The following is a 13,647-nucleotide window of genomic DNA, read 5'->3' as shown; positions in this document are numbered from 1 at the left end:
AGGAGCCTCAAGGTGCGCAAGGTTCTCATCGCCAACCGCGGCGAGATCGCCGTCCGCGTCATTCGCGCCTGTCGCGACGCCGGCCTGGCGAGCGTCGCCGTCTACGCGGACTCCGACCGGGACGCCCTGCACGCCACGCTCGCCGACGAGGCGTACGCGCTCGGCGGCGACACCGCCGCGGACAGCTACCTGCGCATCGACAAGCTGATCGACGTCGCGGCCCGGTCCGGCGCGGACGCGGTGCACCCCGGCTACGGCTTCCTCTCCGAGAACGCCGACTTCGCCCAAGCCGTCATCGACGCCGGGCTCACCTGGATCGGCCCCACCCCGCAGGCGATCCGCGACCTCGGCGACAAGGTGACCGCCCGGCACATCGCGCAGCGGGCCGGCGCGCCGCTGGTGCCCGGCACCCCGGACCCGGTGGGCAACGCGGACGAGGTGATGGCGTTCGCCGTCGACCACGGCCTGCCGGTCGCCATCAAGGCCGCCTTCGGCGGTGGCGGGCGTGGCCTCAAGGTCGCCCGCACCATGGAGGAGATCCCGCACCTGTTCGAGTCGGCCACCCGCGAGGCGGTCGCCGCGTTCGGCCGGGGCGAGTGCTTCGTCGAGCGCTACCTCGACAAGCCGCGCCACGTCGAGGCGCAGGTGCTGGCCGACCAGCACGGCAACGTGATCGTGGTGGGCACCCGGGACTGCTCGTTGCAGCGCCGGCACCAGAAGCTGGTCGAGGAGGCGCCCGCGCCGTTCCTCACCGACGCCCAGCGCGCCCAGATCCACGACAGCGCCAAGGCCATCTGCCGCGAGGCCGGCTACCACGGCGCCGGCACCGTGGAATACCTGGTCGGCGCGGACGGCACGATCTCCTTCCTGGAGGTCAACACCCGGCTGCAGGTCGAGCACCCGGTGACCGAGGAGACCGCCGGCATCGACCTGGTACGCGAGCAGTTCCGCATCGCCGACGGGGAGAAGCTGCGCTTCACCGAGGACCCGACGCCGCGCGGACACGCCATCGAGTTCCGGATCAACGGCGAGGACCCGGGCCGCAACTTCCTGCCCGCCCCGGGCACCGTCACCGCGCTGCGCCTGCCCTCCGGGCCGGGCGTGCGGGTGGACACCGGCATCTCGGCCGGCGACGTGATCGGCGGCAACTTCGACTCGCTGCTCGCCAAGGTGATCATCGTCGGCGAGACGCGCGCCGAGGCGCTGGAGCGGGCCCGCCGGGCGCTCGACGAGATGGTGGTCGACGGCATGGCCACCGCGCTGCCCTTCCACCGCCTGGTGATCCGCGACGAGGCGTTCACCGCCGAACCGTTCACCGTGCACACCCGGTGGATCGAGACCGAGTGGGACAACACCGTACCGGCGTTCACCGCCGCCGCCGGCGCCGCCGACGAGCCGGCCGAGCGCGAGACCGTCGTGGTCGAGGTGGGCGGCAAGCGGCTGGAGGTCGTCCTCCCCGCCGGGCTCGGCGCGGGTACGGCGGCAGCCGCGCCCGCCGCGAAGAAGCCGGCCCGCCGGGGCGGCGGAGGCAAGGCGGGTGCCGCGGTCAGCGGCGACACGCTCACCTCGCCGATGCAGGGCACGATCGTGAAGATCGCGGTCGCCGACGGCGACGAGGTGGCCGAGGGCGACCTGGTCGTGGTGCTGGAGGCGATGAAGATGGAGCAGCCGCTGCACGCGCACAAGGCCGGCACGGTCAGCGGGCTCGCCGCCGAGGTCGGCGCGGTGATCACGTCCGGCGCCGCGATCTGCACCATCGCCTGAGGTGTAAGGAAGGGCCCCTTCTTAACGCCTGAGGTAGTGAAGGGGCCCCTTCTTAACAGCGCGAGGCCGGGTGGTGTGAGCCACCACCGGGGGCGGGCACGGCCCGGGGCGGGAATGATGGCCGGGTGCGGTTCCTTCACGGCGCGGTCCCCGCGCACGACCTGACCTACAACGACGTCTTCATGGCGCCCAACCGGTCCGAGGTGGGCTCCCGGCTCGACGTCGACCTGGCCACCACCGACGGGACCGGCACCACGATCCCGCTCGTGGTGGCGAACATGACGGCCGTCGCGGGCCGGCGGATGGCCGAGACGGTGGCCCGGCGCGGCGCGGTGGCGGTGATCCCGCAGGACATCCCGATCGAGGTCGTCGCCGACGTGGTGGGCTGGGTCAAGCAGCGGCACCTGGTGCACGACACGGCGATCGCCCTCGGCCCGACCGACACCGTCGGCGACGCCATCCACCTGCTGCCGAAGCGGTCGCACGGCGCGGTGGTGGTGGTCGACGGGGACGGCCGGCCGATGGGCGTGGTGACCGAGGCGGACACCGTCGGGGTGGACCGCTTCGCCCAGCTCCGGCACGTGATGTCGACCGAGCTGCACACCGTGCCGGCGGACGCGGACCCGCGTACCGGATTCGACCGGCTGTCGGCGGGCCGGCGGCGGATCGCGCCGGTGGTGGACGGCGACGGCCGCCTGGTCGGGGTGCTGACCCGGCAGGGCGCGCTGCGCGCCACGCTGTACAAGCCCGCGGTGGACGACCGGGGGCGGTTGCGGATCGCCGCCGCGGTGGGCATCAACGGCGACGTCACCGGCAAGGCCGCCGCGCTGCTGGAGGCCGGGGTGGACACGCTCGTCGTGGACACCGCGCACGGGCACCAGGAGCGGATGCTCCAGGCGCTGCGGGCGGTCCGCCGGCTGGACCCGCCGGTGCCGGTGGCGGCGGGGAACGTGGTCACCGCTGATGGCGTACGCGACCTGGTCGACGCCGGTGCGGACATCGTGAAGGTGGGTGTCGGGCCGGGCGCGATGTGCACCACCCGGATGATGACCGGCGTGGGCCGTCCGCAGTTCTCCGCGGTGCTCGACTGCGCCGCGGCGGCCCGCTCGCTGGGGCGGCACGTGTGGGCCGACGGCGGCGTACGCCACCCGCGCGACGTGGCGCTGGCGCTGGCCGCGGGCGCGTCGAACGTGATGATCGGCTCCTGGTTCGCCGGCACCTACGAGTCCCCCGGCGACCTCTACACCGACGCCGACGGGCGGCGCTACAAGGAGAGCTTCGGCATGGCGTCCTCGCGTGCGGTGAGCGCCCGTACGGCCGAGGACAGCGCGTTCGACAGGGCCCGGAAGGCGATCTTCGAGGAGGGCATCTCCTCGGCCCGGATGTACCTGGACCCGAACCGGCCCGGCGTCGAGGACCTCATCGACGAGATCATCTCGGGGGTGCGCAGCGCGTTCACGTACGCGGGCGCGCGCAGCCTGGAGGAGTTCCACGAGCGGGCGCTCGTCGGTGTGCAGAGCGCCGCCGGCTACACCGAGGGGATGCCGCTGCCGACGAGCTGGTGATGTTCGGTCCCGCTCAGTCGAACAACCGCCTGATCACGGTACGGGCGGCAGCCTCCGGGTCGTCGCCCACCCGTGGCGGCAGCGCGCCGGAGAGCCAGAGCGTGGCGAAGCCGTGCACGATCGACCAGGCGGCGAGCGCGTCGGCGTCCGGCTCCCGCCCGGTGTGCCGGGCCACCCCCTCGCGCAGCACGTCGCCGGAGCGGGCGCGGGCGGCGACCAGCTCCGGGTCGTCGGCCCGGTACAGCTCGGGCCGGAACATGACGTCGAAGTGCGCCCGGTGCCGCACCGCGAACCCGACGTAGGCCACGCCGGTGTCGAGCAGGTCGTCCCCGGCCTGCCGCAACGCGTCGGCGAGCAGTTCGAAGCCCTGGGTGGCGAACGCGGTGAGCAGCCCGGCCTTGTCACCGAAGTGGTGCGCCGGCGCGGCGTGCGAGACCCCGGCGCGCCGAGCCAGCTCACGCAGGCTCAGCGCGGCCGGTCCGGACTCGGCGATCGCCTCGGCGGCGGTGCTCAGCAGGACGCGGCGGAGGTCGCCGTGGTGGTACGAGGCCATGCAGTCACCCTAACTTGTCATTGACAAGATGGCACCATCGCCGCAATCTTGTCAGCGACAAGATGCTCGTCGGAGGGATCGACAATGGCACCCCTGATCGCACTGCTCGCCGGCACCGCGCTGGCCCGGATCGCCGGCCTGCTCGGCGTGGACGCCCTGGACGGGTGGCACCCCGCGCTGCGGGTCGGGCTGGCGCTGATGTTCGTGCTGACCGGCGTGGCCCACTTCGCGTCCCGCCGCGCCGGCCTCATCGCGATGGTCCCGCCGTCGCTGCCCCGGCCGGACCTGCTGGTCACAGTGACCGGCGTGCTGGAACTCGCCGGCGCGCTCGCGCTGCTGTTCCCGGCCACCGCGCGCCCGGCGGCGGCCGGGCTGGCACTGCTGATGCTCGCCATGTTCCCGGCCAACGTGTCAGCCGCACGGCGACGCCTCACGCTCGCCGGGCGCCCGGTGACGCCGCTCGGCGTCCGTACCGTGCTCCAGGTCGTCTTCGTGGCCGCGGCGCTGGCGGTGACCCTCGGCGGATGACCCGCCGCGGGCCCGGCGACCCCGCCCGCCCACGCCGACCGGCGGAACCCGGCTCAGGCCCGGGACGGCTCCGCTTCGGCGGGCTGGGACTCCCCGGTCTCCCCGTGGCGAACTGTCGGCAGGCGCAGGCAGGCGACCAGACCGATCAGCAGGAAGCCGGCGCCCGCGAACGCCGCGTACCGGGTGGCGTCGGAGAACGCCGCCTTCGCCTCCTCGGCGATCGGCGCGGTACGCGGGTCCGCCTCCAGCCCGCCGATCGCCGCGCCGGCGCTCTCCTTGACCGCGCTGACCACCTGGTCCCGCTGGGCCGGGTCGAGGCCGGGCTGGTCGGCCAGGCGGTCGCCGAGCAGCCCGCCGAGGCCGGCGAAGAGCACGGTGCCGAGCACCGCGATGCCGAGCGCGGAGCCGACCTGCCGGGCGGTGCTCTGCAGGCCCGAGCCCTGGCCGCTGCGGCGTACCGGCACCTCGGACAGCGAGACGCCGGTGAGCTGGGCGGTGGCCAGGCCGACGCCGACGCCGTAGACGAACAGGAAGCCCACCGGCGCCCACCAGCTGGTGTCCGGCGCGACCACGAATCCGAGCCCGGCCACGCCGACCAGTTCGGCGGCGACACCGAGCTGGACCACCCGGGCCGCGCCCCAGCGCTGGGTCAGCGGCGCACCGATGCCGCTGGCCAGGAAGCTGCCGACGGCGAGCGGCAGCAGCGCCAGGCCGGTCCGGAAGGCGCTGTAGCCGAGCACGTTCTGGAACCACAGCGGCAGCGCGAACAGCAGGCCGAACTCGCCCAGGCTGACGATCGCGGCGGCCAGGATGCCGTTGCGGAACGAGCCGATGCCGAACAGCGACAGGTCGAGCAGCGCCGGACGGCCGGCCCGGTTGCGGCGTACCTGCTGGGTCAGGAAGAGCCCGAGCGCGGCGAGCCCGAGGAGCGCGGCCACCGGCACCGGTGAGATCGACGCGGTCCACTCCAGCCCGAAGAGGCTGAACGGCCGTTCCCGCTCCCACCAGCCGTAGGTGCGGCCCTCGATCAGCGCGAAGACCACGCCGGTCATGCCGATCACGGAGAGCAGCGCGCCGGTGAGGTCCAGGCCGCGTTCGGCCCGGTCGTCGCGGGACTCGGCCACCAGCACGAGCGTCGCCACGATCACGGCGAGGCTGACCGGGACGTTGATGCCGAAGGCCCACCGCCAGGAGTACGTGGTGGTGAGCCAGCCGCCGAGCAGCGGCCCGAGCGCTGCTGCGCCACCGATGGTGGAGCCCCAGACGGCGAACGCGATGCCCTTCTCCCGGCCGGTGAAGTTGGCGTTGAGCAGGGAGAGCGAGGTGGGCAGCATCATCGCCCCGCCGACGCCCTGGAGCACCCGGGCGGCGATGAGCGTCTCGCCGGAGCCGGCGAGCGCGGCGAGGACGCTGGCGACCACGAACACTGTGACGCCGACGAGAAACATCCGCCGCCGTCCGGACCGGTCGGCGAAGCGGCCGGCGACCAGCAGCAACGCGGCGAAGACCAGGGTGTACGCCTCCTGCACCCACTGCGCGTCGGTGGAGGTGATGTCGAGGTCCCGGATGATCTGCGGCACCGCGACGTTCACGATGGTGGCGTCCACGATGATCATCGCTACGCCGAGGCTGATGGCCAGCAGCCCGAACCAGCGTCCGCGCCCGTCGCCGCGCATGGTGCCCTCCCTTTAGCTAGATTTTCTAGCTACCCGAAGTGCTAGCTTTATCCCATGGAGGGGGTGCCGTCAACCGGGGAGCCTGCACCGGGTCCGCCGCCGAGCAGCGAGACCTCCCGGGCGCTGCGCGAGGTGCTGCGGATCGCCGGTGACACCCGGGCCGCGCTGGCCCGCCGCCTGGGCCTCAACGCGACCGACGCCGCCGCGATCCATCACCTGATCTCCAGCCCGGAGCCACTGGGCCCGGTCGAACTGGGCAACCGGCTCGGCATCCGGTCCGCCTCGGCGACCACGCTCGTGGACCGGCTGGTGCAGGCCGGTCACGTCGCCCGGGCCCCGCACCCGCACGACCGGCGTCGGCTCAGCCTCCAGGTGACCGAGAGCGGCGTGGGTGAGGTGCTGGAGGCGCTGCGCCCGATGCTCGTCGGCGTCGACCGGGCGGTCTCCCGGCTCACCCCCGAGCAGGCCGAGGCCACCACGGCGTTCCTGCGCGAGGTCACCGAGGTGATGCGCGAGTACGTCGCCACCGCCCCGGACGAGCCTCCGCGCGCCCGCGCCGACCGCGGCTGAGGAGATTCTCAGAAATAGTTTGGGCCCTGATGGTTCGGGAGCTAATCTGACGCTCGTGAACATGGGCCCGCTCGTCCGCTTCCCCGACGCCCTGCACCACGCGCCACTCGGCCGGCTGGTCTCCATCGCCGGCCACGTCGTCGAGCAGCACTGGGGGCGTTACCTCGCCGAACACCACGGGCTCACGTCCGCCGGCATGCGGGTCCTGATGATCCTCCTCCGATCCGGCGACGTGAGCCACCGGGAAATGGCCGAGCTGTGCTTCGTCCGGCCCGCCACGCTCACCGGCATCGTGGACACCCTCGAACGCGACGGCTTCGTCACCAGGCGCCGCGCGCCCGAGGACCGCCGCACCGTCCGGCTCGCCCTCACCGACAAGGGCGGCGAGCACGCCCGCACCATCATCGACATGATCCACAGCGACCGGCCACTGACGTCCGTCGACGCCGACCCGGACAAGCGGGCGGTCATCCGCGAGTTCCTGATCGAAATCATCACCGGCATGTCCGACGGAGACCTCCGTCGGTTGAACCGGGACAGCGAGTCCGACACCGAGCCGCCAACGGGGAGCCATCCGTGTTGATCCGCCTGCTCCGCACACATCTACGCCCGTACCGACGATGGCTGGTCGCCGTGGTGGCGTTCCAGTTCGTCGGCACCATCGCCTCGCTCTACCTGCCCAGCCTCAACGCCGACATCATCGACCGCGGCGTCGCCGTCGGCGACACCGACCAGATCCTGCGTACGGGCGGCTGGATGCTGCTGGTCAGCCTGCTCCAGATCGCCTGCTCGATCGCCGCCGTCTACTTCGGGGCGAAGACCGCGATGGGCTTCGGCCGCGACGTGCGGGGCGCCATCTTCCGGCGGGTGAACAGCTTCTCCGCCCGCGAGGTGGCCCGGTTCGGCGCGCCGTCCCTGATCACCCGCAACACCAACGACGTCCAGCAGGTGCAGATGCTGGTGCTGCTGAGCTGCACCATGCTGGTCGCCGCGCCGATCATGAGCGTCGGCGGCGTGGTGATGGCGCTGCGCGAGGACGTCGGGCTCTCCTGGCTGATGCTGGTCTGCGTACCGGTGCTCGCCGTCGCGCTGGGCCTGATCATCCGCCGGATGGTGCCGGGCTTCCGGCTCATGCAGACCCGGATCGACACCGTCAACCGGGTGATGCGCGAGCAGATCACCGGCATCCGGGTGGTCCGGGCCTTCGTCCGGGAGCCGTACGAGACCGACCGGTTCCGGGCGGCGAACACCGACCTGACCGCCACCGCGCTGCGGATCGGACGGCTCCAGGCGCTGATCTTCCCGATCGTGATGCTGGTCCTGAACGTCTCCAGCGTCGCGGTGCTCTGGTTCGGCGCGGCGCGCGTCGACTCCGGCCAGATCCAGGTCGGCGCGCTGACCGCGTTCCTGCAGTACCTGATGCAGATCCTGATGGCGGTCATGATGGCCACCTTCATGCTGATGATGGTGCCCCGGGCCGCGGTCTGCGCCGAACGCATCGAGGAGGTGCTGGACACCGACTCGTCGGTGGTGCCGGCGCCCGACCCGGTCACCGAGGTCACCGGCCACGGCGAGCTGGAGCTGCGCGGCGCCGGATTCCAGTACCCGGGGGCGAGCGCGCCGGTGCTGCACGACATCTCGTTCCGCGCCGAACCGGGCCGCACCACCGCGATCATCGGCTCCACCGGCGCCGGCAAGACGACGCTGCTGACCCTGATCCCCCGGCTCGTCGACCCGACCGCCGGCGCCGTCCTGGTCGACGGCGTGGACGTCCGGGAACTCGCCCCGGAGGAGCTGTGGCGGCGGATCGGGCTGGTACCCCAGCGGCCGTACCTGTTCAGCGGCACCGTCGCCAGCAACCTGCGGTACGGCAACCCGGACGCCACCGACGCCGACCTGTGGGCCGCACTGGAGATCGCCCAGGCGCGTGACTTCGTCGCCGAGATGGCGGGCGGACTGGACGCGCCGATCGCGCAGGGCGGCACGAACGTCTCCGGTGGCCAGCGGCAACGGCTGGCGATCGCCCGTGCGCTCGTACGCAAACCGGAGATCTATCTCTTCGACGACTCCTTCTCCGCGCTCGACCTCGGCACGGACGCCCGGCTGCGGGCCGCCCTCAAGCCGGTCACCGCGGACGCGGCGGTGGTGATCGTGGCCCAGCGGGTCTCCACGATCGTCGACGCCGACCAGATCATCGTGCTCGAGGACGGGGGTGTCGTCGGGATGGGACGACATGAGGAACTGCTGGAGAGCTGCCCCACGTACGCCGAGATCGTGGCGTCGCAGCAGACGGCGGAGGTGGCCGCGTGAGCGCGCCGGTTCCGCAGCAGAAGAACGAACCGAAGCGGCTGCCTCCGGCCGGACGCCGGCCCGCCGGTGGACCGCCGCACATGAACATGGGCATGCCGGCCGAGAAGGCGATGAACTTCGGGCCGTCGGCGCGCCGCCTGCTGGGGCGGCTGCGGCCGTACCGGCTCCAGCTCACCGGCGTGCTCGCGCTGGCCCTGGGCAGCGTCGGGCTCAGCGTCGTCGGACCGAAGGTGCTCGGCCACGCCACCGACATCATCTTCAGCGGGGTGATCGGGCGGCAGCTCCCGCCCGGCACCACCACCGAGGCGGCGGCGGAGGCGGCCCGCGCCGAGGGCAACGGCAACTTCGCCGACATGCTGGCACGGATGGACGTCATCCCCGGCGCCGGCATCGACTTCGACGCGCTGGGCCGGGTGCTGGCGTTCGCGGTGGTGCTCTACATCGGCGCGAGCATCCTGCAGTGGGCGCAGGGCTGGGTGCTCAACGGGGTGGTGCAGCGCACCGTGCTCAAGCTGCGCGCCGACGTGGAGGACAAGCTCAACCGGCTGCCGCTGCCGTACTTCGACAAGCAGCCCCGGGGTGAGCTGCTGAGCCGGGTCACGAACGACATCGACAACGTGTCGCAGACGCTGCAGCAGACGCTGAGCCAGTTGCTCACGTCGCTGCTCACAGTCGTCGGCGTACTCGGGATGATGTTCTGGATCTCGCCGTTGCTGGCGCTGGTCGCGCTGGTCGCGGTGCCGCTGTCGGTGGTGGTCACCGGCCAGATCGCGAAGCGGTCCCAGGGCAAGTTCATCGCGCAGTGGAAGCACACCGGCGAGCTGAACGGCCAGATCGAGGAGGCGTACACCGGGCACGAGCTGGTCAAGGTCTTCGGCCGGCAGAAGGAGGTCGAGGCCGCCTTCCACACCAAGAACGAGGAGTTGTTCCGGGCCAGCTTCGGCGCGCAGTTCGTCTCCGGCATCATCATGCCGGCGATGTTCTTCATCGGGAACCTCAGCTACGTCGCGATCGCGGTGGTCGGCGGGCTGCGGGTGGCGTCGGGCTCGATGAGCCTCGGTGACGTGCAGGCGTTCATCCAGTACTCGCGGCAGTTCACCCAGCCACTCACCCAGGTCGCCTCGATGGCCAACCTGCTGCAGTCCGGCGTGGCCTCGGCCGAGCGGGTCTTCGCCGTGCTCGACGCCGACGAGCAGAGCCCCGACCCGGCCGAGCCGGCCCGGATCGCCGACCCGCACGGGCGGGTCGAGTTCGAGCACGTCTCCTTCCGGTACGACCCGGAGAAGCCGCTCATCGACGACCTGTCCCTGGTCGCCGAGCCGGGCCACACGGTCGCCATCGTCGGTCCCACCGGCGCGGGCAAGACCACGCTGGTCAACCTGGTCATGCGGTTCTACGAGCTGGACGCCGGCCGGATCACGCTGGACGGGGTGGACATCTCCACGATGCGCCGCGACGACCTGCGCGGCCGGATCGGCATGGTGCTGCAGGACACCTGGCTGTTCGGCGGCACCATCCGGGACAACATCGCCTACGGCCGCCCGGACGCCACCGAGGAGGAGATCCTCGCCGCCGCGCGGGCCACGTTCGTGGACCGGTTCGTCCGCAGCCTGCCGGACGGCTACGACACCGTGATCGACGAGGAGGGCAGCAACGTCAGCGCCGGCGAGAAGCAGCTCATCACCATCGCCCGCGCGTTCCTGGCCGAGCCGTCGCTGCTGATCCTGGACGAGGCGACAAGCTCGGTGGACACCCGCACCGAGGTGCTGCTCCAGCGCGCCATGGCGGCGCTGCGCTCGGACCGGACGAGCTTCGTCATCGCGCACCGGCTCTCCACCATCCGCGACGCCGACCTGATCCTGATGATGGAGCAGGGCCGGATCGTGGAGCAGGGCACCCACGAGCAGCTCGTCGCCGCCGGTGGCGCGTACGCCCGGCTCTACCGGGCGCAGTTCACCGGCGCGGTGATCACCGACGAGGTTCCGGCGCCGGCACCGGCCGGCCCGCCGAACGGAATGCGTGCCGGCGCCGGCACGCCGGTCGGGAACTGACGTGGACCCGGCCACAGGTCCGACACCGGTCCCCGTCCGGGTGCCTTCCCGGCACCCGGACGGGCCGGGGTCAGACCGGGAGCAGCGCCGCCGACCGGCTCGCGACCACCGCGCCGATCAGGCCCAGCGCCTGCACGGCGGGCATCGGGTCGAGCACCCGGCCGTCGCGCAGACGCAGCGAGAGCGACCCGTCGGCCGCCTCCCGGGGGCCGACCACCCCGGTGTACGGGATGCGCCTGCGGGCCGCGTCGCGGATGCGGGCGCCGAGCGAGCCGGCATGGTCCACCTCGGCCCGCAGCCCGGCCGCCTCGGCCCGGCGGGCCAGCCCGGCGGCCGCGTCGGCCTGCGCCGCGTCGAGCGGGAGCAGCAGCAACTGCACCGGGGCGTACCAGGCCGGGAACGCGCCCTCGTGCACCTCGATCAGGTACGCGAACAGCCGCTCCATGCTGCCCACGAGGCTGCGGTGCACCATCACCGGCCGTTTCCGGCGGCCGTCCGAGTCGGTGTACGACAGGTCGAACCGCTCCGGCTTGTCGAAGTCGAGCTGGACGGTGGAGATGGTCGACTCCCGGCCGGCCGCGTCCACGATCTGAATGTCGATCTTCGGGCCGTAGAACGCGGCCTCGCCCGGCGCCTCCACGACGTCCACCCCGTCGAGCGCCGCGCGGAGCAGGTCCTCGGCCCGCGCCCAGCTCGCGTCGTCGCCCACGTACCGCTGGCCCGGCCCGCGCAACGACAGCCGCAACCCGGCGGGACGCACGCCGAGCGCGGCGTGCGCCTCGCCGATCAGCCGCAGGACCTCGCGGACCTCGTCACCGACCTGGTCCAGCGCGCAGAAGGTGTGCGCGTCGTTGAGCGAGATGGCGCGCACCCGGGACAGCCCGCCGAGCACCCCGGAACGCTCCGCCCGGTACATACCGCCCAGCTCGGCGATCCGCAGCGGCAGCTCCCGGTAGGAGCGCCCACGGGCGCGGAACACCAGCGCGTGATGCGGGCACAGCGCCGGGCGCAGCACGAACTCGTCGTCGGCGCTCAGCCGCATCGGCGGGAACATGTCGTCGGCGAAGTAGCCGAGGTGCCCGGACAGCTCGAACAGCTCCCGTTTGCCCAGCGGCGGCGAGTAGACGTGCCGGTAGCCGGCCCGCCGCTCCAGCTCCCGCACGTACTCCTCGACGGCGTGCCGGGCGGCGGCGCCGTCCGGCAGCCAGATCGGCAGCCCGGCGCCCGCGAGCGGGTCGGAGACGAACAGCTCCAGGTCCCGGCCGAGCCTGCGGTGGTCGATCATGTCGCTCTCCTTGATCGGGTACGACCCGGAGGCGAGCAGGCCCGGAACGCCGCGAGGCCCCGGAGCGGATCGCCCCGGGGCCTCGTCGACGGAAACGTCAGTGCGGCGCGCCGGGAACACCCGGCGTCGTGGTCACTACCGCGCTGCGCATGCCCCGACCGTAGACGCGCGGACGGCACCGGCGCACCTGGATTTCGGAGAGAGGGTGCGGGTCGCCGACACGGGACCTGCCGGCGACCCGCGGCGGCCCGGACATCGGGAACGGGGGACCCGACGGCTCCGGTGCCGCGTCCCGCCAACGGTACGCCGCGATCCGTCGATCCGCCGCCCCGCTCCGCGGCCCCGCCCATCCGTCACTTCCGGCCGGGTCGGCTCGTTCCACACCTACGGCCCGTCGGTGTCGCTGGTCACCGCCAGGTGGGGCCGGTGGTGGTGACGCCGGACATGGCGTCACCCTCGATCCGGTCGAACGGAGAACTCCGGCGAGGTGGCGGTCGTGGCCGAGCTCATCTCTGACGTCGCGTCGCCCATGTGGGCGTACGCGCTGCTGCTGACCCTGCTGATCGCCGACGCCTTCGTCCCGGTGGTGCCGACCCAGCTCGTCATGATCACGAGTGGGGCGCTGACCGTCTACGGCGGGCTCAGCCTGCCGGTCACCATCGCTGTCGGCGCGGCCGGCGTCTTCATCGGCGACCTGACCTGCTACCTGATCGGCCGCACCACGCCGACCCGCCGGCCGGCACGGGCCACGCCACGCGGACGGGCACGCCGGGCCGTCACCCGGGTCACCCGCGGGCTGCGCGAGCCGGGGCCGCTGGTGATCCTGCTCTGCCGGTTCGTGCCCGGCGGCCGGATGGCGGCCTGCTTCTCGGCCGGCCGCAGCCGCTACCCGTACCGCCTCTTCCTGCCCTACGAGGCGGCGGCGGCGCTCGCCTGGTCCAGTTACGGCGCACTCGTCGGCCATCTGGGCGGTACGGCGCTGACCCACTCGGCGTGGCGGCTGCTGCTGATCGGTGGGGTGGCGGCGGCCGGGTTCGCGCTGGCCGGGTGGGCGATGACCTGGATCAGCAGCGCCCGGCAGACCCGCGCCGAGGCCACCGCCGACTCGACCGGCAGCTGACCCCCGAGCACCTGATCGACGTGAAGGAAGAACAGGCCATGAGCGACGCGGCGGTGTGGCACGACGTCAAGGCCAGGGCTCGGCGAATCGATCCCTCATGGGATGACGCCGAGCGCGTGACCCGGCGCGGGCAGCTCAGAGAACAGATGCTGGCCTCGATCAACGGCGCGCAGTCGACGGGAGACCCGGCAGACGATGCGCCTTCACCCGACGGGACCTGACGCC

At 72.8% G+C, this 13,647-nt stretch carries 12 protein-coding genes; 9 read left to right on the top strand and 3 right to left on the bottom strand.

From position 1 onward, the window contains the following. Positions 1–12: 12 nt before the first annotated feature. A complete protein-coding gene (locus PVK74_RS25410; protein WP_069087149.1) occupies positions 13–1,764 on the top strand; it encodes an acetyl/propionyl/methylcrotonyl-CoA carboxylase subunit alpha in 1,752 nt (583 codons plus the stop codon). A gap of 125 nt (positions 1,765–1,889) precedes the next feature. After that, positions 1,890–3,329 (top strand): GuaB1 family IMP dehydrogenase-related protein, encoded by a 1,440-nt coding sequence (locus PVK74_RS25405; protein WP_043326696.1) that lies wholly within the window; start codon positions 1,890–1,892, stop codon positions 3,327–3,329. Between the two features lie 13 nt (positions 3,330–3,342). Here the strand turns inward: PVK74_RS25405 and PVK74_RS25400 are convergent, their stop codons facing one another. Beyond that, a complete protein-coding gene (locus tag PVK74_RS25400) occupies positions 3,343–3,882 on the bottom strand; it encodes a TetR/AcrR family transcriptional regulator (RefSeq protein WP_043326698.1) in 540 nt (179 codons plus the stop codon). Positions 3,883–3,966: 84 nt separating this feature from the next. On the opposite strand from PVK74_RS25400, the gene PVK74_RS25395 reads away from it, so the two are divergent. Continuing rightward, entirely contained in the window at positions 3,967–4,410 is a 444-nt protein-coding gene (locus tag PVK74_RS25395) for a DoxX family protein (RefSeq protein WP_274477398.1), read from the top strand. Between the two features lie 53 nt (positions 4,411–4,463). Here PVK74_RS25395 and PVK74_RS25390 read toward each other — a convergent pair whose 3' ends face one another. Beyond that, positions 4,464–6,086 carry an MFS transporter gene (locus PVK74_RS25390; RefSeq protein WP_113972047.1) on the bottom strand — a complete coding sequence of 541 codons (1,623 nt, stop codon included), beginning with the start codon at positions 6,084–6,086 and terminating at the stop codon, positions 4,464–4,466. A gap of 54 nt (positions 6,087–6,140) precedes the next feature. Between PVK74_RS25390 and PVK74_RS25385 the strand changes: the two genes are divergently transcribed. From PVK74_RS25385 to PVK74_RS25370, 4 genes are all read left to right on the top strand, one after another. Further along, complete coding sequence (locus tag PVK74_RS25385; protein ID WP_043326705.1) at positions 6,141–6,656, top strand: MarR family winged helix-turn-helix transcriptional regulator; 516 nt, start codon at positions 6,141–6,143, stop codon at positions 6,654–6,656. Positions 6,657–6,717: 61 nt separating this feature from the next. Further along, on the top strand, positions 6,718–7,239 hold the full coding sequence (locus PVK74_RS25380; protein WP_043330646.1) for a MarR family winged helix-turn-helix transcriptional regulator: 522 nt from the start codon (positions 6,718–6,720) through the stop codon (positions 7,237–7,239). Next, positions 7,233–8,966 (top strand): ABC transporter ATP-binding protein, encoded by a 1,734-nt coding sequence (locus tag PVK74_RS25375; RefSeq protein ID WP_030501234.1) that lies wholly within the window; start codon positions 7,233–7,235, stop codon positions 8,964–8,966. Before PVK74_RS25380 ends, PVK74_RS25375 begins: the two co-directional genes overlap by 7 nt. Further along, entirely contained in the window at positions 8,963–11,017 is a 2,055-nt protein-coding gene (locus tag PVK74_RS25370; RefSeq protein WP_393097957.1) for an ABC transporter ATP-binding protein, read from the top strand. The genes PVK74_RS25375 and PVK74_RS25370 overlap by 4 nt, the downstream gene beginning before the upstream one ends. 70 nt (positions 11,018–11,087) lie before the next feature. Here PVK74_RS25370 and thrS read toward each other — a convergent pair whose 3' ends face one another. Further along, positions 11,088–12,302, bottom strand: coding sequence for a threonine--tRNA ligase (gene thrS, locus PVK74_RS25365; protein WP_274477397.1), 1,215 nt, complete (start codon positions 12,300–12,302; stop codon positions 11,088–11,090). Positions 12,303–12,798: 496 nt separating this feature from the next. On the opposite strand from thrS, the gene PVK74_RS25360 reads away from it, so the two are divergent. Together PVK74_RS25360 and PVK74_RS25355 are read left to right on the top strand one after the other, a co-directional pair. Then, positions 12,799–13,422 carry a DedA family protein gene (locus PVK74_RS25360; RefSeq protein ID WP_043330647.1) on the top strand — a complete coding sequence of 208 codons (624 nt, stop codon included), beginning with the start codon at positions 12,799–12,801 and terminating at the stop codon, positions 13,420–13,422. Continuing rightward, positions 13,350–13,643 carry a hypothetical protein gene (locus PVK74_RS25355; protein WP_187692537.1) on the top strand — a complete coding sequence of 98 codons (294 nt, stop codon included), beginning with the start codon at positions 13,350–13,352 and terminating at the stop codon, positions 13,641–13,643. The genes PVK74_RS25360 and PVK74_RS25355 overlap by 73 nt, the downstream gene beginning before the upstream one ends. The last annotated feature ends 4 nt before the right edge of the window (positions 13,644–13,647 follow it).

Source organism: Micromonospora chalcea (assembly GCF_028768405.1).
In the GTDB taxonomy this organism is placed as follows: domain Bacteria; phylum Actinomycetota; class Actinomycetes; order Mycobacteriales; family Micromonosporaceae; genus Micromonospora; species Micromonospora chalcea.
This window is presented reverse-complemented; position numbering and strand designations above follow the sequence as displayed.

Excerpts from the sequence above, each read along its gene's own strand:
- thrS (WP_274477397.1), bottom strand. The coding sequence starts at position 12,302 with ATGATCGACCACCGCAGGCTCGGCCGGGACCTGGAGCTGTTCGTCTCC.
- PVK74_RS25395 (WP_274477398.1), top strand. The coding sequence starts at position 3,967 with ATGGCACCCCTGATCGCACTGCTCGCCGGCACCGCGCTGGCCCGGATC.
- PVK74_RS25385 (WP_043326705.1), top strand. The coding sequence starts at position 6,141 with ATGGAGGGGGTGCCGTCAACCGGGGAGCCTGCACCGGGTCCGCCGCCG.
- PVK74_RS25380 (WP_043330646.1), top strand. The coding sequence starts at position 6,718 with ATGGGCCCGCTCGTCCGCTTCCCCGACGCCCTGCACCACGCGCCACTC.
- PVK74_RS25400 (WP_043326698.1), bottom strand. The coding sequence starts at position 3,882 with ATGGCCTCGTACCACCACGGCGACCTCCGCCGCGTCCTGCTGAGCACC.
- PVK74_RS25390 (WP_113972047.1), bottom strand. The coding sequence starts at position 6,086 with ATGCGCGGCGACGGGCGCGGACGCTGGTTCGGGCTGCTGGCCATCAGC.